18 protein-coding genes are annotated in these 22,690 nt (G+C 65.9%); 8 read left to right on the top strand and 10 right to left on the bottom strand.

Annotated elements, in window-relative coordinates:
• Positions 1-88 precede the first annotated feature (88 nt).
• From QWL29_RS23315 to QWL29_RS23305, 3 genes are all read right to left on the bottom strand, one after another.
• Positions 89-4,339 (bottom strand): ATP-binding protein, encoded by a 4,251-nt coding sequence (locus QWL29_RS23315; RefSeq protein ID WP_305825240.1) that lies wholly within the window; start codon positions 4,337-4,339, stop codon positions 89-91.
• Between the two features lie 70 nt (positions 4,340-4,409).
• Entirely contained in the window at positions 4,410-6,002 is a 1,593-nt protein-coding gene (locus QWL29_RS23310; protein ID WP_305825239.1) for an alkaline phosphatase D family protein, read from the bottom strand.
• Complete coding sequence (locus QWL29_RS23305) at positions 6,002-6,445, bottom strand: acyl-CoA thioesterase (RefSeq protein ID WP_305825238.1); 444 nt, start codon at positions 6,443-6,445, stop codon at positions 6,002-6,004. The genes QWL29_RS23310 and QWL29_RS23305 overlap by 1 nt, the downstream gene beginning before the upstream one ends.
• 62 nt (positions 6,446-6,507) lie before the next feature.
• Here QWL29_RS23305 and QWL29_RS23300 point away from each other — a divergent pair, with 62 nt between their 5' ends.
• A complete protein-coding gene (locus QWL29_RS23300; protein WP_305825237.1) occupies positions 6,508-8,358 on the top strand; it encodes an ABCB family ABC transporter ATP-binding protein/permease in 1,851 nt (616 codons plus the stop codon).
• A gap of 240 nt (positions 8,359-8,598) precedes the next feature.
• Here the strand turns inward: QWL29_RS23300 and QWL29_RS23295 are convergent, their stop codons facing one another.
• The 5 genes from QWL29_RS23295 to QWL29_RS23275 all read right to left on the bottom strand — a co-directional run bounded on the left by QWL29_RS23295 (position 8,599) and on the right by QWL29_RS23275 (position 13,180).
• On the bottom strand, positions 8,599-9,687 hold the full coding sequence (locus QWL29_RS23295) for a type II asparaginase (protein WP_305825236.1): 1,089 nt from the start codon (positions 9,685-9,687) through the stop codon (positions 8,599-8,601).
• Between the two features lie 38 nt (positions 9,688-9,725).
• The gene (locus QWL29_RS23290) at positions 9,726-11,015 is read right to left on the bottom strand and encodes a metal-dependent hydrolase family protein (RefSeq protein ID WP_305825235.1); all 1,290 of its coding nucleotides are present in this window, start codon (positions 11,013-11,015) and stop codon (positions 9,726-9,728) included.
• A gap of 76 nt (positions 11,016-11,091) precedes the next feature.
• On the bottom strand, positions 11,092-12,360 hold the full coding sequence (locus QWL29_RS23285; protein WP_305825234.1) for a dicarboxylate/amino acid:cation symporter: 1,269 nt from the start codon (positions 12,358-12,360) through the stop codon (positions 11,092-11,094).
• Between the two features lie 254 nt (positions 12,361-12,614).
• Complete coding sequence (locus QWL29_RS23280; protein ID WP_305825233.1) at positions 12,615-12,914, bottom strand: type II toxin-antitoxin system RelE/ParE family toxin; 300 nt, start codon at positions 12,912-12,914, stop codon at positions 12,615-12,617.
• Positions 12,911-13,180 (bottom strand): YlcI/YnfO family protein, encoded by a 270-nt coding sequence (locus QWL29_RS23275; RefSeq protein WP_305825232.1) that lies wholly within the window; start codon positions 13,178-13,180, stop codon positions 12,911-12,913. The genes QWL29_RS23280 and QWL29_RS23275 overlap by 4 nt, the downstream gene beginning before the upstream one ends.
• Before the next feature lie 118 nt (positions 13,181-13,298).
• On the opposite strand from QWL29_RS23275, the gene pyrC reads away from it, so the two are divergent.
• The 5 genes from pyrC to QWL29_RS23250 all read left to right on the top strand — a co-directional run bounded on the left by pyrC (position 13,299) and on the right by QWL29_RS23250 (position 16,974).
• Positions 13,299-14,354 carry a dihydroorotase gene (gene pyrC, locus QWL29_RS23270; RefSeq protein WP_305825231.1) on the top strand — a complete coding sequence of 352 codons (1,056 nt, stop codon included), beginning with the start codon at positions 13,299-13,301 and terminating at the stop codon, positions 14,352-14,354.
• Between the two features lie 2 nt (positions 14,355-14,356).
• Positions 14,357-15,163 carry a DUF3025 domain-containing protein gene (locus tag QWL29_RS23265; RefSeq protein ID WP_305825230.1) on the top strand — a complete coding sequence of 269 codons (807 nt, stop codon included), beginning with the start codon at positions 14,357-14,359 and terminating at the stop codon, positions 15,161-15,163.
• Positions 15,164-16,156: a Gfo/Idh/MocA family protein gene (locus QWL29_RS23260; protein ID WP_305825229.1), complete on the top strand. Its 993-nt coding sequence runs from the start codon at positions 15,164-15,166 to the stop codon at positions 16,154-16,156.
• Between the two features lie 93 nt (positions 16,157-16,249).
• Complete coding sequence (locus tag QWL29_RS23255) at positions 16,250-16,609, top strand: hypothetical protein (protein ID WP_305825228.1); 360 nt, start codon at positions 16,250-16,252, stop codon at positions 16,607-16,609.
• Positions 16,606-16,974: a glyoxalase superfamily protein gene (locus tag QWL29_RS23250; protein ID WP_305825227.1), complete on the top strand. Its 369-nt coding sequence runs from the start codon at positions 16,606-16,608 to the stop codon at positions 16,972-16,974. Before QWL29_RS23255 ends, QWL29_RS23250 begins: the two co-directional genes overlap by 4 nt.
• Positions 16,975-17,271: 297 nt before the next feature.
• On the opposite strand, the gene QWL29_RS23245 is transcribed toward QWL29_RS23250, so the two are convergent.
• Together QWL29_RS23245 and recG are read right to left on the bottom strand one after the other, a co-directional pair.
• Complete coding sequence (locus tag QWL29_RS23245; RefSeq protein ID WP_305825226.1) at positions 17,272-18,024, bottom strand: tetratricopeptide repeat protein; 753 nt, start codon at positions 18,022-18,024, stop codon at positions 17,272-17,274.
• 152 nt (positions 18,025-18,176) lie between these two features.
• Complete coding sequence (gene recG, locus QWL29_RS23240) at positions 18,177-20,237, bottom strand: ATP-dependent DNA helicase RecG (RefSeq protein ID WP_305825225.1); 2,061 nt, start codon at positions 20,235-20,237, stop codon at positions 18,177-18,179.
• A 106-nt stretch (positions 20,238-20,343) separates the two neighbouring features.
• Here recG and queA point away from each other — a divergent pair, with 106 nt between their 5' ends.
• Positions 20,344-21,366 (top strand): tRNA preQ1(34) S-adenosylmethionine ribosyltransferase-isomerase QueA, encoded by a 1,023-nt coding sequence (queA, locus tag QWL29_RS23235; RefSeq protein ID WP_305825224.1) that lies wholly within the window; start codon positions 20,344-20,346, stop codon positions 21,364-21,366.
• 7 nt (positions 21,367-21,373) lie between these two features.
• Complete coding sequence (gene tgt / locus QWL29_RS23230) at positions 21,374-22,513, top strand: tRNA guanosine(34) transglycosylase Tgt (RefSeq protein ID WP_305825223.1); 1,140 nt, start codon at positions 21,374-21,376, stop codon at positions 22,511-22,513.
• Positions 22,514-22,690: the final 177 nt, after the last annotated feature.

Below are 22,690 nucleotides of genomic sequence, written 5' to 3'. Positions count from 1 at the left end.
TGTCGCCAGCCACGGACTGCGGATAAACACGTAACCGCGTGGGCACGAGTGCCCACCCTACGAGAAGCGCCGCTGACTGACGGTTGTCTTACCGGCCGGCCTTGTGCGCTGCGTCGCGCAGCACCTCATGCACGCGGTCCAGGTCCGCCGGCTTGGTCAGGTGCGCATCGAACCCGGCCTCGCTCGAACGCTGGCGGTCTTCAATCGCGCCCCAGCCGGTCAGCGCCACCAGCGTGGCGCGGTCCATGCCGTCGATGCGGCGCAGGGCCTGGGCGACCTCGAAGCCGCTCTGGTCGGGCAGGCCGATGTCGAGGAAGACGGCGTCCGGGCGGAAGCTGGCGGCGCGCGCCAGGGCTTCCTTACCGTCGTAGGCCACCGCCACCGCGTGGCCGCTCATTTCCAGCACTGCCTGCAGCATCTCGGCGGCGTCGGCGTTGTCGTCGACCACCAGGATGCGCAGGCCGTCGCCGGCCGGCTCCGGCTCGCGTGCCGGGACGTCGGCTGGCGCATCCGGCTCCTCCAGCGCCACCGCCTCGTACGGCAGGATCACCGTGAAGCGGCTGCCTGCGCCCAGCCCCGCGCTGTAGGCCGTCACCCGGCCGCCATGCAGCTCGACCAGGCGCCGCACCAGGTTCAGGCCCACGCCCAGGCCACCCTGGGCCATGGTGGCGTGCTCCTGTACCTGGGCATACATGTCGAAGATCGCCGACAGCATGCCGGTTTCGATGCCGATACCGCTGTCGGTCACGCCGATCCGCACCTCGCCGCCTTCGACGGACGCGTAGACGTCGATCTGGCCGCCGCGCGGCGTGTACTTGGCGGCGTTGTTCAGGAGGTTGCTCAGCACCTGGGCGATGCGGTGGCGGTCGACGTACAGCGGCAGCGGCGCCTGCGGCAGGTGCAGCGCCAGGCGGTGGCCGCCGGCGCTCACCAGCGGCATGCTCATCTCCACCGCGTCCTGCACCACCTCGCCGAGCAGCACGGCGCTGCGGCGCAGCTCGACCTTGCCCTCGGACAGGCGCGCCATGTCGAGCAAATCGTCGACCAGGTGCACCATGTGGTCGACCTGGCGCTTGATCATCCCCTGCACGTCGCCGGCCTGGGCTACAGCCGGATTCACCCGCATCAGCTCCAGGCCGGTGCGGATCGGCGCCAGCGGATTGCGCAGCTCGTGCGCCAGCGTGAACAGGAATTCGCTCTGCATGCGGTTGCGCTCGGACAGTTCCGAGGCCAGGCGCTGCAGCTCCTGCTGGGCGTTCTTGTGGTGGCTGATGTCGAGGGTGACGCCGTCGAAGCCCTGGGGCTGGCCCTTTTCATTCAGGTCGCACCATCCGACCGCGCGCAGCCAGCGTGTGGCGTGCGCGCCGTTCCCGTCCGCTCCGTCCTGGCTGGCCGCATGGCGGAACTCGAGGTCCAGCGCGCAACCGCTTTCCAGCGAACGCGCGATGCCGCCGCCCACGCGCGCGCGGTCTTCCGGATCGACCGCCGCCAGCAGGGCGTCGATCGTGACGTCGGCATGCCCGTCCAGGCCCAGGTGGGCAGCCATCTGCGCGTTCAGGCGAAATTCGCTGAAGGGCGCATCGGCATACCAGACGCCGATGTCGCCGACGCGCGCCACCTGCTCCAGGCGCATCTGCAGCAGGGTGCGCATGTGGATGTCGGTGACAGTGCCGACGTAGCCGTTCGGCCGGCCGGCTTCGTCCACGCGCGGCGTGCCGCTATCGACGAACCAGCGGTAGCTGCCGTCCTGGAGGCGCAGGCGGTAGTCGACCTTGAACGAGGTGCGCGTCGCATTCGCTTCCAGGAAGGCGTCGCGGGTGCGCGGGTAGTCCTCGGGGTGGACCGCCTGCATCCAGCCCATGCCCTCGTCCTCGGCCCAGCTGCGGCCCGTGTATTCGGCCCAGCGTCGGCTCAGGTAGGTGCACATGCCCGCCTCGTCGGTGGTCCACATGATTACTGGCGCGCCGTCGATCAGGGAACGGAAATACGATTCGCGCATGCTCAGGGCCTGCAGCTGCAGCTGGCGCTCGTGCCCGAGCTCCACCTGGCGCCGCACGCGCGCCAGCAGCTCGCCGGCGGCGAAAGGCTTCACCAGGTAGTCGTCGGCGCCGGCCTGCAGGCCCTCGACCTTGGCTTCCTCGCCGGCGCGCGCCGACAGCAGCATGACCGGCAGGTGGCGCAGGGCCGGCGTGGCGCGGATCCTGGCGATCAGGCCGAAGCCGTCGAGCCTGGGCATCATCACGTCGCTCAGCAGCAAATCGGGAAGATCGCGCTGCACCGCCTCGAAAGCCGCTTCGCCGTCGGCGCACACCGTCACCTCGGCGTGCGGATCGAGCAGGGCCTTCAGGTAGGCGCGCATGTCGTTGTTGTCGTCGGCGATCAGGATGCGCGGCAGCGGCTCGGCCGGCTGCAGGGCGCTGCCCGATGCCGGCCGTTCCACCGGGGCTGCCGTTTCATCCGGCAGCCAGCGCAAGGCTTCCTCGACAAAGGCGGCGCCCATGCGTTGGGGCCCGCCAGCGGCATCGGCCAGCTCGCCGGCGCCGATGCGCTCTTGCGGCAGGTGAGCGTGGCCGAACGGGATGTCGACGTCGAAGCGCGTGCCTTCGCCCAGCACGCTGTGCACGGCGATGCTGCCGCCATGCAGGCGCACCAGTTCCTGGATCAGCGCCAGGCCGATGCCGGTGCCCTCGAAAGTGCGTCCCGGCGTGCCCTCGATGCGGTGGAATCGCTCGAACACGCGCGGCAGTTCCGCTTCCGGAATGCCGCTGCCGCTGTCCTGCACGCTCAGGCGCGCCATGCCGGCGTGTTCGCACAGCGTCACGCGCACGCCGCCCTGCAAGGTGAACTTGAAGGCGTTCGAGAGCAAATTGAAGACGATCTTTTCCCACATGTCGCGGTCGATCCAGAGCGGCTGGCCCGGGTCCTGCAGGTCGACTTCATAACGCAGGCCGCCCTTGGCCATGGCCGATTCGAATACGCTGGCCAGGTCGGCGGTCAGGCGCGCCAGGTCGGTCGGCACATAGGTCGCCTGCACGCGGCCGGCCTCGATGCGCGAGAAGTCGAGCAGCGAGTTCACCAGCTTCAGCAGGCGCAGCGAATTGCGGTGGGTGACGTCGATGCGGCGCCGCTGGGTTGGCGGCAGCGGTTCCCCGGTATCGGCCAGGGCCTCGTCGAGCGGGCCGAGTATGAGCGTCAGCGGCGTGCGGAATTCATGCGAGACGTTCGAGAAGAAGGCGGTCTTGGCGCGGTCGATCTGGGCCAGCTCCTCGGCGCGGCGCTGCTCCTTTTCGTAGGCGACGACGTTGCCGGCCGCGGTGCTGAGGGCGGCGCCCAGGGCCTCGTAAAAATGCTCGTAGTCGGCGTCGAGGGCGCGCGCTGCACTCGCGCCGGCCACCGCGAAGCCGAACAGCGCTTCCTGGCCAGGCAGGGTAATCGGCAGCACCATCGCCGAACCCGGCGGCTGCGGATAGGGACCGCAAGCAAGCTCGCCGAAGCGCGGCGCCAGGCCGTCGACCCGCTGCGCCTTGCCTTCCAGGGCGGTGCGGGCAAAGGGCCAGAGGGTGTCGTCGGGTTCTACCGTTTCCGGCGCCAGGTCGGCATGGTCGCCCAGTCCGGCCTGGCAGCAGAGGTGCAGTTTGCCGGTCTCGAGGTCGATCTGGTACAGCAGCAGGAAGGGCAGGTCCAGCGTCATGTGCGGGAGCTGGGTCGTGACGCCGCGCGCGACGTCGGCGATGGTGCGGGCGTCGCCGATGTCCAGGCTGAGGTCGCGCAGGGCCTGGGTGCGGCGCGCGTTCAGCACCGTGGCGGTGGCTTCCGAGATCGGGTGGAAGATGCCGCCCACCTCGCCCGATTCGTCGCGGATCGGCGAGAACGAGAAGGTCATGAAGGCTTCTTCCAGGTAGCCGTAGCGGTCGAGGAACATGCGCTGGTCGCGGATGTAGGTGCCCTCGCCCTGGTGCGCGCGCTCGAAGGCGTCGCCCACCACCGGCATCGCGCTGGCCCAGACTTCCTTGAAGGCGCCGCCCATCGACTGCGGGTGAAGATCGCCGCAGATCGGGCGGTAGGCGTCGTTGTAGATCTGGATGTCGCTTGGTCCCCAGGCGATCAGGATCGGGAAAGTCGACGACAGGCACAGGCTGACCGAGGTGCGCAGGCTTTGCGGCCAGGTGGCGGGCGGCCCGAGCGGCGTTTTCGTCCAGTCCATGCTGCGGATCAGCGCGCCCATTTCGCCGCCGCCCGTGAGCCATCCCAGGTCGTCGTTCGCTGCGGTCGGGGAAGAAGGGAAATCGGGCATGGCGTTCACGGCAGAGCAGGACAGGGCGGGGCCCGGGCTGGACATTTTAAGCCAATACCGTCCAGTTACTTATAACCATTGAACTTTTTGTCATGCCCGTATGTACCGCGTGCGCTCAGCCGCGCGTTTGCCGGACGCCTGGTATGCCGTTTTCCACCGCAAAGGCGGCGGCGAGCGACTGGCCGGATGCGGCGTCGCGCACCTCGTCCAGCGCCATGAAACGCGCCCGCGCCGCCTGCGGCGTGATCTCCAGCAGCATGTAGCCACGCCGGTCGCTGCGTCCGTACAGGATGTGCGGGTTGCGCGCGACGTTTTCCTGGGTGCGCGCCTGCGGACGCGAGCTCGAGGTGATCGAGGTGCCGCAGAATTCGGTGGCGATCACCGGATTCGCCTTGGACGCCGGGCGCTCGAAGTCGCGCCGCAGTTCGGCCGCATAGAAAGTGTGGACGTCGCCCGACAGCACCAGCGGATTGCGCGCGCCGCTCTGCGCAATCGACTCCAATAAGCGTTGCCGCGCCGCCGGATAGCCGTCCCAGCCATCGGTCCAGAAGCGGCCGTCGCCGGGAGACTGCACCGGCACGCCGCTCGACTGCGCCACCAGGGTCTGCTGGGCCAGGATGTTCCAGCGTGCCTTCGAGGACGACAGGCCCTGGGCCAGCCAGGCTTCCTGTTCGCCGCCGAGCATAGTGCGCCGTGGGTCGCGCAGCTCGGCGCAGGCGCGCGCCAGCACCACGTTCGAGCCGCCGCGGCCAGGTTTCGAGCAGGCCAGCGGCGAGCGGTGCCGGCGGTCGTCGAGCACGTGGAAGCGCGCCAGGCGCCCCCAGTCGTAGCGCTGGTGCATGCGCAGGAAGCCGAAGCCGGCCTTGGGTACGGGCAGGCGCAGCGGCATGTGTTCGTAGAAGGCCTGGTAGGCGGCCGCGCGCCTTGCCGCGAAGTCTTTCGACAGCCGCTCGTCGACATCGCCCGCGTAGTCGTTGGCTACCTCGTGGTCGTCCCAGGTCACGATCCAGGGTGCGGCGCGGTGCGCGGCCTGCAGGTCCGGATCGCTATTATATTGCGCATAGCGCGCGCGGTACTGGGCCAGCGTAAACGATTCGTCGACGCGCACCGCGCGCGGCGGGTGGCGCAGCTGGTAGGGGCCCCACTCATAAATGTAGTCGCCGAGGAAGGCCACCAGGTCGGGCGCGGCCTGGGCGATGTGGCGGTGCGCCGCGTAGTGGCCAAACTCCCAGTGCTGGCAGGACGCCACCGCCAGCTTCAGCATCGCGGGCATGCTGCCCGGCGCCGGTGCGGTGCGGGTGCGGCCGACAGGGCTGACCGCATCGCCCAGCATGAAGCGGTACCAGTAGGGGCGGTCCGGCTGCAGGCCGGTGGCGTCGACGTGCACGCTGTGCGCGAGGGCAGGGGAAGCGACCGCGCTGCCTTTGCCGACCACCTTGCGAAAGGCTTCGTCCTCGGCCACTTCCCAGCGCACCGTGAGGGCGAGCGCGGGCGTCGACGCTGCGTTCAACGGATCGTGCAGGATGCGCGTCCACAGGATCACCGCATTGGATAGTGGCGAACCCGAGGCGACGCCAAGGCTGAAGGGATAAGAAGTGCCGGCTGCGCTGGCACTGGCCGTGAAGCCGAGGCCGGCCGTGGCTGCAGCAGCAGTTGCAGCCGACCAGTGCGCCGCGTCCAGCAGGAAAGCGCGGCGCAGCCCCTCCATTACTGCTGCTGGTGGTGGATCAGCGATTCGAGCGGCGGCAGCTGGCGCGGCTTGCGGTCCGGGCCGGTGGCCACGTAGGTCAGGGTCGCTTCCGTCACCTTGACGATGTTCGACTGCAGGCGGTTGCGCTCGGCGTAGACCTCGACGTACACCGTCACCGAGGTGTTGCCGACCTTGACGATATCGGCGTAGAACGACAGCAGGTCGCCGACGAACACCGGGTTCTTGAACAGGAAGGAGTTGACGGCAATGGTGGCGACGCGGCCATTCGCGCGGCGCGTGGCCGGCAGCGAGCCGGCGATGTCGACCTGGGCCATGATCCAGCCGCCGAACACATCGCCATAGATGTTGGCATCGGGGGCGCCCGGCATCACCCGCAGCTGCGGAATCTTCCCTTCCGGCAGGCGGTTGCTTGGGGTGTCGTCTTTTTCTGGCGTGGTCATCGTGAATTCTCGTGAAAAGCTACAATCGACCCGAATTGAACCATAAATCCCGGACCCCTGTCATGCGACGCTCTTCTGCTTCATCCCTTCCACCACCCGACAACAAGGAGCGGCAGCGCACCGACTGGGCCACGCTGCGTACCCTTTTCCCTTACCTGTGGGTCTACAAGTGGCGCGTGATGGCCGCGCTCGGCGCGCTGATCGGCGCCAAGATGGCGAACGTCGGCGTGCCGCTGGTGCTGAAAAAACTCATCGACCAACTCGCCATCGACCCGGCCCATCCGCAGGCCTTGCTGGTGCTGCCGGTCGGCGCGCTGATCGCCTACGGCGCGCTGCGCCTGTCGACCACGGTGTTCACCGAGCTGCGCGAATTCCTGTTCGCGCGCGTCACCCAGCGCGCGGTGCGCACCATCGCCCTGAAGGTATTCCGCCATCTGCACGCGTTGTCGCTGCGCTTCCACTTGAACCGCCAGACCGGCGGCATGACGCGCGATATCGAACGCGGCACGCGCGGCGTGAATTCCCTGATTTCCTACTCGCTGTTCAACGTGCTGCCGACCCTGGTCGAGATCACGCTGGTGCTGGGCTACATGGCGTTCAACTACGACATCTGGTTCACCGTGATCACGGCCGGCGCGCTGGCCGCCTACATCACGTTTACCGTCGTGGTGACGGAATGGCGCACCCACTTCCGCCGCACCATGAACGAGCTCGATTCAAAGGCGAACACGAAGGCCATCGACTCGCTGATCAACTACGAAACCGTGAAGTACTTCGGCAACGAAGACTACGAAGCGAAGCGCTACGACGCCGGCCTGCAGCACTACGAGAACGCGGCGGTGCGCTCGCAGACCTCGCTGTCGGTGCTGAACACCGGGCAGTCGCTGATCATCGCCACGGCCGTGACGCTGATCCTGTGGCGCGCGACCGAAGGCGTGATCGCCGGGACCATGTCACTGGGCGACCTGGTGCTGGTGAACTCGTTCATGATCCAGCTGTACATTCCGCTGAACTTCCTGGGCGTGATCTATCGCGAGATCAAGCAGGCGCTGGCGGACATGGAACGGCTGTTCGGCCTGCTGGACCAGAACCGCGAGGTGGCGGATGCACCGTCAGCCCACCCGCTGGTGGCGCAAGGGGCGCACGTGGCGTTCTCGCACGTGGAGTTCAGTTATGAATCCAAGCGGCAGATCCTGTTCGACGTCGATTTCGCCATTCCGGCCGGGACCACGACGGCGGTGGTGGGGCACAGCGGCTCGGGCAAGTCGACCTTGTCGCGGCTGCTGTTCCGCTTCTATGACGTCAACCGCGGATCGATCAGCATCGATGGGCAGGATATCCGCAACGTCACCCAGCAATCGCTGCGTTCGGCGATCGGCATCGTGCCGCAGGATACGGTGCTGTTCAACGACACCATCGAGTACAACATCGCGTATGGGCGGCCGGGAGCGAGCCATGCCGACATCGTGGCGGCGGCCAGGGCGGCGTCGATCCACGAGTTCATCGAGAGTCTGCCGGATGGGTATGCAACGATGGTGGGCGAGCGCGGGCTGAAGCTGTCGGGCGGGGAGAAGCAGCGGGTAGCGATTGCGCGCACCTTGCTCAAGAATCCGGCGATCTTGATCTTCGACGAGGCGACGTCGGCGCTGGATTCGAAGTCGGAGCAGGCGATCCAGGGGCAGTTGAAGGAGATTGCGCGGAATCGCACCACGCTGGTCATTGCGCACAGGTTGTCGACGATCGCGGATGCGCAGCAGATCATCGTGCTCGATCATGGGCGGATCGTGGAGCGCGGGACGCACGGCAGTTTGCTGGCGGCACGCGGCTTGTATGCGCAGATGTGGGAGCGGCAGCTGGCGCGGCCGGATGAGGAGTTGGCGTCGCCGCCGTTGGAGTTGCAGCAGGAGGGGTGATGTCCCGTTCGGAGGGACGTGGCGCTGTTGCGTGAGGCGTGTGTGGTGCGCATGATCCGCGTGGGCACGGGGTGCCCACCGTACGGGAGACGGTCCGTATCCGCGATCCATATAAATCGGCCATCGGCGGTGGCGGTTCTTGTATGAACTCGCCGATAACGGTAACCGTAGGGTGGGCACCCCGTGCCCACGCGGATTCAACCCACCAATAACGTAACAGGCAACAGCCCCATTAACGTATCAATACGTCCCGAACATCTTCTGTATATCGCGCGTATTGGTCGTCTTGGTCAACGCCAGCATCAACAGAATGCGTGCCTTCTGCGGCGACAAATTATCCCCCGCCACGAAGTCCAGCTCATCGTCATTCGCCTCGCCATTGCGCGCCACGATGCCCTGCCCAACGCGGCTGGAACGCACAATGACCACGCCCTTCTTGCGCGCAGCCGACAGCGCAGGCCGCACCTTGGCCGGCAGCGAGCCATTCCCCACGCCCGCATGCACCAGACCCTTGGCGCCCGAGGCCACCAGCGCCTCCACCGCCACCGGACCCACGTTCGCATGCGCGTACGCGATCTCTACCTGCGGCAGCACCGACAGGCTGCCCACGTCGAACTCAGTCTCCACCGTGTGCTTGCGCGTCGGCGCGCGGTAGAAGTACGGCTTGCCGCCCTGGATATAACCCAGCATGCCCAGCTCCGTCGCCTTGAAGGTATCGGCCGTGGTGGTATTCGTCTTGGTGACGTCGCGCGCAGACTGGATCTGGTCGTTCAGCGCCACCAGCACGCCGCGTCCGACCGCTTCCTGCGAACCGGCCAGCAGCACCGCGTTGTACAAATTGATCGGACCATCGGCCGACAAGGCCGTCGATGGCCGCATCGACCCGACCACCACCACCGGCTTCCTGCTCTTGACGACCAGGTTCAGGAAGTAGGCTGTTTCTTCCAGCGTATCGGTGCCGTGGGTGATGACGATGCCGTCGACGTTGGCCTGCGCCAGCAGCACGTTGACGCGCTTGGCCAGGGTCAGCCAGTGCTCGTTGCCCATGTTCTCGCTGGCGATCTGGAACACCTGCTCGCCGGTGACGTTCGCCACCTTGGTGATCTCGGGCACGGCCTGGATCAGCGCCTGCACGCCCACCGTAGCGGCGGTGTAGCCGACGGTAGTGGTGCTGGTGGCGCCGGTGCCGGCAATCGTGCCGCCGGTGGCGAGGATGGTCACGTTCGGCAGCGTGGCGGCTGCCTGTTGTTGCGCCTGCGCGGCGAACGCGAGGCAGTACAGGAAACCGAATAGCGCGGCGGCCGAACGGGCGGATCGTTGGAACAGCATGGGACTTCTCCTTAAACGTGGCGTCTCAAAAAAACCGCTTACAGGTTTTTATAAACGACGCCTTCTTTCATCACAAATTTCACTTGTTCGAGCAGCTTGACGTCGCGCAGCGGATCGCCGTCCACCGCCACGATATCGCCCGCGAAGCCCGGTTCCAGCATGCCGAGGCGCTTCGATTGGTCCAGCAGGGTCGCGGCGTGGATGGTGGCGGCGCGGATGGCGTCGATAGTCGTCATGCCGGCTTCCACCATGTAGCCGAACTCTTTCGCATTCTCGCCGTGCGGGAACACGCCGGCGTCGGTGCCGAAGGCGATCTTCACGCCGGCTTTATACGCGCGGGCAAAGGTGGCCTGCAGCTGCGGGCCGATGGCGGCCGCCTTCGGGCGCACCAGGGCAGAATAATAATTCGGGTCCTTGGCCTTGTCGGCCACGTAGCGGCCGGCCGAGATGGTCGGCACGTACCAGCCGCCGGTCTTCTTGAACAGGGCCACGCTCTCGTCGTCCATCAGGGTGCCGTGCTCGATCGAGTCGACGCCCGCGCGCAGGGCGCGCTTCAGGCCTTCGGCGCCATGGGCATGGGCCGCGACACGGAAACCGTAGTCCTTGGCGGTGCTGACGATGGCCTTCAGTTCGTCCTCGGTGTACTGCGAGTTCTGGCCGCTGGCGGCCTGGCTCAGCACGCCGCCGGTGGCGGTGATCTTGATCAGGTCCGCGCCTTCCTTGTAGCGCTCGCGCACGGCCTGGCGGCCTTCGTCGGGACTGTTGATCACGCCCTCGGCAGGACCGGGCGTGCCGATCGCGTGGCTCAGGTAATGCGACAGGTTGTTGGTCGGGTCGGCATGGCCGCCGGCGGTGGCAATCGATTTACCGGCCGTGAACATGCGCGGGCCGGGAATCGCGCCGGCTGCAATCGCCCGTTTCAGCGACACGTTCAGGGCCTGCTCGGCGCCCAGGTCGCGCACGGTGGTGAAGCCGGCCATCAGGGTGCGCTCCGCATATTTTACGGAGCGGTAGGCCAGGTCGGCCGGGTCGGCGGTGAGGCGGTCGCGGTAGGCCTCGACCACGGGCTGGGTTTCGCCCGTCAGGTGAACGTGCATGTCGATCAGGCCCGGCAGGCAGGATTTGCTCGACAAATCGATGCGGCCCGGGGCCGGGTTCGCAGCCATCGGCCCCACCGACTTCACCGTCCCGTCCTCGATCACGATGCTGACGCGCTCGCGCCAGGCGCCGCTTTTCACGTCGAGCAAACGGCCGCAATCGACCGTCTGGGTGGCGGCGTGTGCGCCGTTCAGGGAAAGCAGCAAACCTGCTGCGACCAGCTGTTTCATGTTGTCTCCTCGATTGCGCTTCTTATGAAAAAAAGGCCTCCCATTTCTGGAAGGCCTCGTGCGGTAATGCTTGCGGTCAGGTCAGCGGCGACGTCGCGACGTCCTTGTGCGGCACCGATTCGCCCAGCTCGCCCTCCCATTTGGCGACGACGGCGGTGGCGATGCCGTTGCCGATCACGTTGGTGCCCGAGCGCGCCATGTCGAGGAAATGGTCGATACTCAGCAGGAGCAGCAGGCCGGCTTCCGGAATGTTGAACTGGCCGAGGGTGGCGGCGATCACCACCAGCGAGGCGCGCGGCACGCCGGCGATGCCTTTCGAGGTGACCATCAGCACCAGCATCATCATCAGTTGGGTGCCCAGCGGGAGTTCGATGCCGTAGGCCTGGGCGATGAAGACGGTGGCGAAGGTGCAGTACATCATCGAGCCGTCGAGGTTGAACGAGTAGCCGACCGGCAGCACAAAGGCGGCCAGGCGGTTCTTGACGCCGAAGCGTTCCAGGCCTTCCAGGGTTTTCGGGAAGGCCGCTTCCGACGAGGCGGTGGAGAAGGCCAGCAGGGCCGGGCCGCGCAGCTCGGCTACCAGGCGCAGCACGCGCTTGCCGAGGAACAGGCCGCCGATACCCACCAGGGCCAGCAGCAGCAAGATGATCCCGAGGTAGAACTCGGCCATGAACACTCCATAGATCTGCAGTACCGAGATGCCGCTCTTGGCCACGATGCCGGCCACCGCCGCGAACACCGCGACCGGGGCGAAGTTCATCACATAGCTGGTTACCTTCAGCATGACGTGGGCCAGGCCGTCGATGGCCTCGATCATCGGGTTGGCGCGTGCGCCGACGGCGGCCGCGCCGATACCGAAGAACACCGAGAATACGACGATCTGCAGGATCTCGTTCTTGGCCATGCCGTCCGCGATCGACACCGGCACCAGGTGGGTGATGAAGTCCTTCATGGTCAGGCCGGTGGCGGTGACGCCGGAACTGGTGCCGACGGCCGGCAGGTGGCCGGAGAGGGCCATGGCGTCGCCCGGACGGAACAGGTTGACCAGGACCAGGCCCAGCGACAGCGACAGGATCGAGGCGATGATGAACCAGCCCAGCGCCTTGGCGCCGATGCGGCCGACTTCCTTGGCGTCGCCCATCTTGGCGATGCCGACCACCAGGGTCGCAAAGACCAGCGGCGCGATGATCATCTTGATCAGACGCAGGAACAGGGTCGTCACCAGCGACATCGTGTCGGCGAAGCCTTGCGGGTTGGCCGTATTGGCATTAACGAAATAGCCGACGATGACCCCAAGCACAAGGGCGATCAGGATATAAGTGGTGAGACGATTACGATTATTCATGTGCTTCCTGTAGGCGGCCTGTGCATTTGGCCCGGCGCACGCGGCGTTTTGCGCCAGGCACGGTCGGGTTGCGGCAAATTTGGTGGTGTTGATGCGAACGAGGATCGTTCTGATTATCTTGGCAAGTTCCGCAGTATCCTAGGCACTGTTAGTGCTGTCAAGCACGCCCGGGAGCCTGAATCTACTGTTGTAAACATGTTCGAAATCGAGAAGGCCGGCAAGTAGCAGGCGAAAATCCATCCACGCGAGACCGCTCACAGATAATCATCCTCGCGCTGATGGCGCACGGCCAGGATCGTCACCGTTTCCTTGTCGTCGATCTTGAACAAAGCGACATAGCCTGCGCTACCGAAAGGAATGACAAGCTCGCGCAAGAAAGGGTTATCCGCATCCGCCTTCCTGCAGGTGAACGGAAACTCCTTCAGTACCTCGGTAGCTTTCGCGATCGTGTCGCGCGCCCGCCGGGCGGACTGCAGGCTGTGCCGCAACTGATAAGCGTACAGCAGCTGCAGGTCTTCCCGCGCCGCCCTGGTAAAGCGGACCTTGAAGCTCATTCTTGTGCTTTCGCCGCATCATCGAGCATGACATCCAGCTCGCGCAAGACATCGTCGGCATCGAAGTATTCACCCGTACGCTCGGCTTCTGCCGCCGACGCCAGGCCACGCGCAATGAATTCCTGCTGGGCTTTCCGTTGCTGGATATTCCGGCGCAGGGATTGCTCGACGAAACTCGACAGGCTTTCTCCTTCCTGGAGGACGTTTTCAGCTGCCAGCCGCAGTTCCGGTTTGACACGTAACGAAGGAATGGTCGAGGTTTTCATGTGCATCTCCAGTGCGTTGCAATTGCGATGCAGTCTCGCACAGGTGGCACCAGGACGCAAGCGCGCTCTGCATCCTCCATACAGGTAAAATACCGCCGTCCGCATTCCGAGAGCCGCCATGTCCACCATCGAGATCCCGCAATCCATCACCATCACCCGCCCCGACGACTGGCACCTGCACCTGCGCGACGGCGCGGCGCTGGCCAGCGTGCTGCCGCATACCGCGCGCCAGTTCGCGCGGGCGATCGTGATGCCGAACCTGAAGCCGCCGGTCACCACCGCCGCCGATGCCAGTGCCTACCGCGACCGCATCCTGGCCGCGCTGCCTGAAGGTGTCCGGTTCGAGCCGCTGATGACGCTCTACCTGACCGACAACACCGCCCCGGACGAGATCCGCCGCGCCCAGGACACCGGTTTCATCCACGCCGTCAAACTCTACCCGGCCGGCGCCACCACCAATTCGGCCGCCGGCGTGACCGACCTGAAAAAGTGCTACAAGACCCTGGAAGTGATGCAGGAAGTCGGCATGCCGCTGCTGGTGCACGGCGAGGTGACCGACCACGACATCGACCTGTTCGACCGCGAGGCCGTGTTCATCGAGCGCGTGATGCGCCCGCTGCGGCGCGACCTGCCGGCCCTGAACATCGTCTTCGAGCACATCACCACCAAGGATGCGGCCCAGTACGTGGCCGAGGCCGAAGGCCCGATCGCGGCAACCATCACCGCCCACCACCTGCTGTACAACCGCAACGAGATCTTCCGCGGCGGTATCCGTCCACACTACTACTGCCTGCCGGTGCTGAAACGCGAGGAACACCGCCTGGCGCTGGTGACCGCCGCCACCAGCGGCGACGAGCGCTTCTTCCTCGGCACCGACTCGGCGCCACACGCCATCGGCGCCAAGGAATCGAGCTGCGGCTGCGCCGGCTGCTACACCGCGCTGCATGCGATGGAGCTGTACACGCAAGCCTTTGCCGATGCCGGCGCGCTCGACAAGCTGGAAGCATTCGCCAGCTTCAACGGCCCGGCCTTCTACGGCCTGCCGCGTAACGAGGGCACGGTGACCCTGGTGCGCGAAGACTGGACTATCCCGAACACCGTGGACATGGGCGACGACCGCCTGGTACCGCTGAACGCCGGCGAAAGCATCGGCTGGAAGATGGTCCAGGCTTGAGCATGCTGGCGCAGATAGACTGGTCCCATCCCTGGTACGACAGCGTCCGTCCCGCCTTCGAGCGCCTCGGCATCAAGGGCGAGGACTTATTGGCCGGATTCAGCGCCGCCTTTAACCGGAATGCGGCCAGCCTCGCCCTGTGCAACCACCGCGACCTGCCGATCACCTTCGTGCCGCAGGAAGCGCTGCCCGAAGGGACGGCGTATGAAGCTTTCATCAGCGCCACCGGCGGCGTGCCCACGCGCGCCAACCTGCACGATTTCTTCAATGGCCTGGTCTGGCAGACCTTCCCCCTGATTAAACGCCAGCTGAACGCCTTGCAGGCGGCGCAGATCGCGGCCGCCGGCGGAGTAGGGAAGTCGCGCGGTCCGGCACGCGACGCCGCCACCATCTTCGATGAAAACGCGGCTCTGCTGGTGGTGCGTTTTTCAAACGCGGGCCGCGCGCTGGTCGATGAACTGCGCGCCCACTGCTGGGATGCGGCGCTGTTCGAGAAGCGCGCCATGTTCGGGCGCGATGCCCAGGTCTGGCTGTTCGGCCACGCGCTGATGGAAAAGCTGGTCGCGCCGCGCAAGGCGATCACGGCGCACACCCGCGTGCTGTTCGCCGACGATGCGTACTTTGCGCTGGCGCCCGATGAACAGCGCGCCTGGATCGACGCCCGCGTGGCGTTCGAGCTGGCGAGCGAACCCCTGGCAACCTCTGGCTTCACGCCGCTGCCGGTGCTCGGCGTGCCCGGCTGGTGGGCGGGGCAGGACGCCGCCTTCTACGCCGACACCGGCGTATTCCGGCCCAAAAGGAGAACCTGAATGAACACACAAGTCCGCTGGGGCATCCTCGGCACCGGCAAGATCGCCCGCGCCTTTGCTACCGCACTGGCCGACCTGCCCGATGCCGTGCTCGCAGGCGTGGCTTCGCGCAGCCAGGACAAGGCCGATGCCTTTGCCGCCGAATTCAAGGCCGCTGCCGCCTATGGCTCCTACGAGGCGCTGGCCGCGGCCGGCGACATCGACCTGGTCTACATCGCCACGCCGCATCCCCAGCACGCCGCGAACGCGCTGCTGGTGCTGGAGAACGGCAAGGGCGCGCTGGTCGAAAAGGCGTTCACCGTGAATGCGCGCGAGGCCGGGCAGGTGGTCGCGCTGGCGCGTGAAAAGAAGCTGTTCCTGATGGAGGCGATGTGGACGCGCTTCCTGCCGGCGCTGGCGGAGGTGAAGCGCATCATCGCGTCCGGCGAGATCGGTGAAGTCAGCCAGGTGGTGGCCGACTTCGGCTTTACCGCCGGCTTCGGCTCAGAACACCGCGTGTTCAATCCGGCGCTGGGCGGCGGCGCGCTGCTCGACCTGGGCATCTATCCGCTGTCGATCGCGGCCAGCCTGCTCGGGCCGGTGCGGGCGGTGCAGGCGCAGGCGCAGATCGGCCCCACCGGCGTCGACGTGCAGACCGGCTTCACGCTCAGGCACGAGGGCGGCGGCATGTCGGTGTGCAGCTGCTCCTTCCTGGCGCGTACGCCGGGCGAGCTGACGGTATCGGGCACGCGCGGCCACGTGCGCATGAACACCATGTTCCACCGCGCGCGCACGGTGACGGTGGCGCTGGAAGACGGCAGCACCCGTACGATCGACACGCCGTATCTCGGCAATGGCTATGTGCACGAGGCGATGGAGGCACAGCGCTGCTTGCGCGCCGGGCTGCTTGAAAGCCCCGGCATGACGCACGAGGAGACGCTGGCGCTGATGCGCGTGATGGACGAGATCCGGCGCCAGATCGGCGTCGCCTACGAGGCCGACCGGGCCGGGTAATTTTGCAACGCCGCCGGGCGTATGCATGTTGACAAGCGCTGCGGCGCATCGAATACTGGGCCGCTCATCGCTGCCTTTCCATTCGGAGTCTCCATGCATATGCTTCGCGCCGCCGTCCTCGCCGCCTGCCTGCTGCCGCTGGCAGCGTTTGCCGACCCTGTTCCCGCCGACAGGCAGGCCTACGTGGGCGACTGGCAGGGCAAGGACATGCGCATCCAGATGGCCAAGGACGGCAAGATCAAGTACAAGCGCGACCGGCCAGGCAAGAAGCTGGACCTGAGCCTCGACCTGCAAGGCTTCGATGGCGACAACTTCGACGTCGGCTTCGCGCTCGTGCGCTCGACTTTCGTCGTCAGCAAGCCGCCGCACCGCGAGGGCGGCAAGTGGAAGATGACGGTGGATGGCGTAGAACTGACCCGCGTCGACGCCGCAGCGTCGGGAGCCGGGCAATGAAGCTGGGCGCCATTGCGCCGATCCTGCGCATCTTCGACGAAGCCAAGGCGCGCGCATTCTACGTGGACTTCCTCGGCTTCCAGGTCGACTGGGAGCACCGCTTCGAGCCTGCGCTGCCGCTTTACCTGCAGGTCTCGCGCGACGGCTGCGTGCTGCACCTGAGCGAACACCATGGCGACTGCTGTCCCGGCGCGGCCATGCGCATCGCGGTCGACGATATCGACGCCCTGCATGCGGAACTGGCGAACAAGAACTACGGCTATGCGCGCCCGGGAATCGAGGCGACGCCATGGGGCACGCGCGATTTGTCGGTGAAGGACCCATTCGGGAACCGGTTGACGTTTACGACAGCGATCAGCACGTAAATGGTGGGTTCGAGCCGCGCGGACCGACCCACCCTACGGACCCTTTCAAACGCTCCAAACCGCGTNTGGGGCACGCGCGATTTGTCGGTGAAGGACCCATTCGGGAACCGGTTGACGTTTACGACAGCGATCAGCACGTAAATGGTGGGTTCGAGCCGCGCGGACCGACCCACCCTACGGACCCTTTCAAACGCTCCAAACCGCGTGGGCACAAGTGCCCACCCTACGGACCCGCTTTTGTAGGGTGGGCACTTGTGCCCACGCTGTGCGGCGCTTAATGAGCGATTCAGCAACAATTCAGCCGTGCTTGCCTGCGGTCGCCGCATCCAGCCGCTTGAACAAGCCTTGGTGAAGGGTGCGCGTGTGCTTGGTCATATGCTTGCGCGCATGCGCGATCTCCTGCAACTCGCGCTCGGCCAGCGCCTGGCGGCCGCTCCCCAGCGCCCATAAGGCCAGTTCCACGCGCCCCTCGATCCCGCCGAACTTTTCCACCGCCGTCTCGAATTGCGCGCCTGCTTCCTCCGCGCGGCCGGTGCCCGCATACGCGCGCCCCAGCTCCAGCGCCATTTCCTCGGAGCGGAAACCCGGTTGCTTGGCCTGCAAGGGCGCCAGCAGCGCCAGTGCCGCCTCCGGCTGCCCGTTCGCCAACTTCGCACGTGCCGCGCCGAAGATCACTTCCGGGTCGCCGGCAAACGGCCCGCGCAGGCAGGCGTCGTACTGCGCCACCGCCTCGGCGCTCTGGCCATTGTCGAGCAGGGCGCCCGCCAGGCGCATCTGGTTGTAGGCGGTCGGGGTCAGGTCGAAATCGCTCTGCGCTTCGCGCACTTCGCGGCCCGGATCGAGGCTGCGGCCGATCGCGCGCCCGGCCAGGCGCGCCTGGCGCTCGATCTGCGAATGCGGCAGGAAGACCGCTGCAAAATAGACGATGCTGCCCAGCAGCGGGAAGGAAAAGAGAATCAGCAGCCAGTACATCTGGCGCCCGGTGCGTACCGCGTGCACCGCGAAGAAAAGCGCGACGAGGAAGTGAAGTCCGAGTCCGAGATAAGGCATGGCCGGGTCCTGTTTGTTGTTATCGGGGCGGAGCAGTCCGCCATGCAGGCGTATTGCTCCGGACGCAACGATATCTCCAAACAGATGCCAAATGTCTATCGAATTGTCACACGGAGGCACAAATCCGGCAGATTTGACGAAATCCGATGGGGTCAGACCTTCAGGAACTCTTCGCGGCCGCCCAGCCAGCGCGCCAGGTGGGCGTCGACGATGGCCACGTTCTGCGGCGTCTCGTGCTCCAGCAGGCTGGCCGCGATGTCGCGCGCATGCTCGACCAGCCACTGGTCGGTTTCCAGGTCGGCGAAGCGCAGCATGGCCTGGCCCGACTGGCGCGCACCCAGGAACTCACCGGGACCGCGAATTTCCAGGTCGCGCCGTGCGATCTCGAAGCCGTCGGTGGTTTCGCGCATAGTCATCAAACGCTGCTTGGCCACCTGGCCGAGGGGGCTCTGGTACAGCAGCAGGCAGACGCTGGCCGCCGAGCCGCGGCCCACGCGCCCACGCAGCTGGTGCAGCTGCGACAAGCCGAAACGCTCGGCGTGCTCGATCACCATCAGCGAGGCATTCGGCACATCGACGCCGACCTCGATCACGGTAGTCGCCACCAGCACGTGGATCTCGCCGGCGGAAAAGGCGTCCATGATCACCTGCTTCTCGGCCGGTTTCAGGCGCCCGTGCACCAGGCCGACCTGCAGATCAGGCAGGGCTTCGGCCAGGGTCTCGTAGGTTTCCGTCGCCGTCTGCAGCTGCAGCGCTTCGGATTCTTCGATCAATGGACACACCCAGTAAGCCTGGCGCCCCTCCAAAGCGGCCGCATGCACGCGCTCGATCACTTCGTCGCGCCGGTTCTGGTCGATGGCGCGCGTGACGATCGGCGTGCGGCCCGGCGGCAGCTCGTCGATCACCGACACTTCCAGGTCGGCGTAGTAGGTCATGGCCAGGGTGCGCGGGATCGGCGTGGCCGACATCATCAATTGGTGCGGCACCAGGCCGTCGCTGCCCTTGTTGCGCAAGGTCAGGCGCTGGCCGACGCCGAAGCGGTGCTGTTCGTCGACCAGCACCAGGCCCAGCTTGGCGAACTGCACCGAGTCCTGGATCAGCGCATGGGTGCCGATCACGAGATGCGCTTCGCCCGTCTCCGCCATCTCGCTGGCCGCGGCCTTTTCCTTTTTCTTCAGGCTGCCGGTGAGCCAGGCGACCTTGACGCCGAGCGGCTCCATCCACGCTGCGATCTTCCTGAAATGCTGCTCGGCCAGGATCTCGGTCGGCGCCATCAGCGCGGCCTGGTAGCCGGAGTCGATGGCCTGGGCGGCCGCCAGTGCCGCGACCACGGTCTTGCCGCTACCGACGTCGCCCTGCAGCAGGCGCTGCATCGGATAACCCTCGCGCAGGTCGGCGCTGATTTCCTTCACTACGCGCGCCTGGGCGTCCGTCAGCTTGAAGGGCAGGGCCTGCAAGAAGGCCTTCGACAGTTCACCCACCGCACGCAGCGTCGGCGCGCCCTTGTCGCGGCGGGCGCGCTGGGCGCGCTTGAGCGACAGCTGCTGGGCCAGCAGCTCGTCGAACTTCATGCGCGTCCAGGCCGGATGGGATTTTTCCATCAGCGCGTATTCGTCGGCATCCTTCGGCGGGTAGTGCAGCAGCCTGACGGACGGCTCGAAGTCGCCCAGCCCCATCTGGCGCCGGATCGCGGGCGGCACGGTGTCGGTCCAGTCGACCCGCTTCATGGCGTCGCCGATCGCGCGCCGCAAAATCGGCTGCGACAGGCCTTCGCCCGACGGGTACACCGGCGTGAGCGAAGTCGGCAGCGGCGCGCCTTCGTTCACCACCTTGTAGGTAGGGTGGACCATCTCGGCGCCGAAGAAGCCGTGCTTGACTTCGGTGCGGGCACGCACGCGCACGCCTTCGGCCAATTGCTTGACCTGGCTGCCGTAGAAGTTCATGAAGCGCAGCAGGATGTCGCCGCTCTCGTCGGCAATCGTCACCAGCAGCTGGCGGCGCGGCTTGAAGCTGATCTCGTTTTTCGTGACCACGCCTTCGATCTGCGATACGTGGCCGCCGCGCAGGCAGGCCTCGCGTATCGACACGATTTTTGTCTCGTCCTCGTAGCGCATGGGCAGGTGCAGCACCAGGTCCATGTCGGTGCGCAGGCCAAGGCGGGCGAGCTTGCTTTCTGTGGTTTTCGGGGCGGAAGTGGATTTTGGCGGTGGCATATCTGCGGCATTTTGGCGCGGGCTGACGTAAAATAGAGGGTTCGCCGCACGCGCTGCAGCCCGTATTGTAAAGCTGCCAGCCCCCATTTTCCCAGAAATGAACAGAATGTACTCGCTTTCCGATTTCGATTTTGACTTGCCGCCCGAGCGCATCGCCCAGCTGCCGCTGCCAAACCGCAGTGCCTCGCGCCTGTTGCAGCTCGATGGCGAGCAGATTACCGACCGCCATTTCGCCGACATCCTCGACCAGCTGCAAGCCGGCGACCTGCTGGTGATGAACAATACCCGCGTGCTGAAGGCGCGCTTCTTCGGCGTCAAGGAGACCGGCGGCCAGGTCGAGGTGCTGGTCGAGCGCGTGCTCGACAACCGCACCGTGCTGGCCCAGGTGCGTGCCTCCAAGTCGCCGAAGCCCGGCAACCGCATCCGCCTGGCCGATGCCTTCGACGTGACCACCGGCGAGCGCGCCGGCGAATTCTTCACCCTCCACTTCGAAGGCGACGTGTTCGAGCTGATCGAGGCCCACGGCCGCCTGCCGCTGCCGCCCTACATCGAGCACAACGCCGACGAGTTCGACGAGCAGCGCTACCAGACCGTATATTCGAAGGAGCCGGGCGCCGTCGCCGCGCCGACCGCTGGCCTGCACTTCGACCAGCCGCTGCTCGACAAGCTGGCCGCCAAGGGCATCAACTTCGCGTATGTGACGCTGCACGTGGGCGCCGGCACCTTCCAGCCGGTGCGCGTGGAAGATTTATCCGCGCACCAGATGCATACCGAGTGGTACACCATCGGCCAGGACACGGTCGATGCGGTGCGCGCCACCAAGGCAGCCGGACGCGATGTGGTGGCCGTCGGCACGACCTCGCTGCGCGCGCTGGAATCGGCCTCGCAAAGCGGCGAACTGGTGGCCGGCAGCGCCGACACCGCGCTGTTCATCACGCCGGGCTACACCTTCAAGACCGTGACGCGCCTGATCACCAACTTCCACTTGCCGAAGTCGACCCTGCTGATGCTGGTGTCGGCCTTTGCCGGCTACGCCGCAATCCGCAAGGCCTACGCGCACGCCATCGCCAACGAATACCGCTTCTTCAGCTATGGCGACGCCATGCTGCTGACCACTACCTCTCGCTAAGAACCAGATGCTCGAATTTACGCTCCTGAAGAAAGACACCAGCGGCCTGTCGCATGCGCGCCGCGGCCGCCTCACACTGAACCACGGCACCATCGAAACCCCGATCTTCATGCCTGTCGGGACCTATGGCTCAGTCAAGGCGATGGACCCGACCGAACTCAAGACCGTCGGCTCGCAGATCATTCTTGGTAATACCTTCCACCTGTGGCTGCGCCCGGGTGTCGAGGTGTTCAACAAGTTCGGCGGCCTGCACGGCTTCATGGGCTGGGACAAGCCCATCCTCACCGACTCGGGCGGCTTCCAGGTGTTTTCGCTGGGCGCGATGCGCAAGATCACCGAAGAGGGCGTCACCTTCGCGTCGCCGATCGACGGCTCGCGCCGCTTCCTGTCGCCGGAAGTATCGATGCAGATCCAGCGTTCGCTGAACTCGGACATCGTGATGCAGTTCGACGAGTGCACGCCCTACGAGATCGACGGCCGCGCGGCCACCGCCGAAGAAGCGGCGAAGTCGATGCGCATGTCGTTGCGCTGGGCCCAGCGTTCGATGAACGAATTCAATGGTGGCGGCAATCCGAACGCGCTGTTCGGCATCGTCCAGGGCGGCATGTACGAGCACCTGCGCGACGAATCGCTGGCCGGCCTGGAAGACATCGACTTCCCGGGCCTGGCGATCGGCGGCCTGTCGGTGGGCGAGCCGAAGGAAGACATGAAGCGCATCCTGGCCCACGTCGGCCCGCGCCTGCCGGAAAACAAGCCACACTACCTGATGGGCGTGGGTACGCCGGAAGATCTGGTGGATGGCGTGGCCAACGGCGTCGACATGTTCGACTGCGTGATGCCGACCCGGAATGCACGCAACGGCTGGCTGTTTACGCGCTTTGGCGATGTGAAGATCAAGAACGCGCGCTATAAAGAGGACATGGCGCCGCTGGATGAGTCCTGCACCTGCTACTGCTGCACCAACTTCTCGCGCGCTTACCTGCACCACCTGCACCGCTCGAACGAGATCCTGGGTGCGCGCCTGAACACGATCCACAACCTGCACTATTACCTGAACCTGATGCAGGAGATGCGCGATGCGATCGATGCGGATGGTTTTAACGCGTTCCGGTTGAAATTCGCCGCGGATCGCTCGCGCGGGGTGTAAGGTTTCGTAGGGTGGACACCTGTGTCCACGCTGTCGTACCTTTGCATCCCGCACGATATGCAAACGTTGTACCGCGTGGACTCGGGAGTCCACCCTACAAACCCAACAGCAATAAAAAACGCGGCCATCGAGCTAATGCCGTTCAGTTAAGACTGAACGGCATTTTTCTTTTGAGTG

Source organism: Massilia brevitalea (genome assembly GCF_030711405.1).
Classification (GTDB): Bacteria; Pseudomonadota; Gammaproteobacteria; order Burkholderiales; family Burkholderiaceae_D; genus Telluria; species Telluria brevitalea.
Note: the sequence above shows the minus strand (reverse complement) of the source record. Positions and strands in the feature narration are given on the sequence as shown.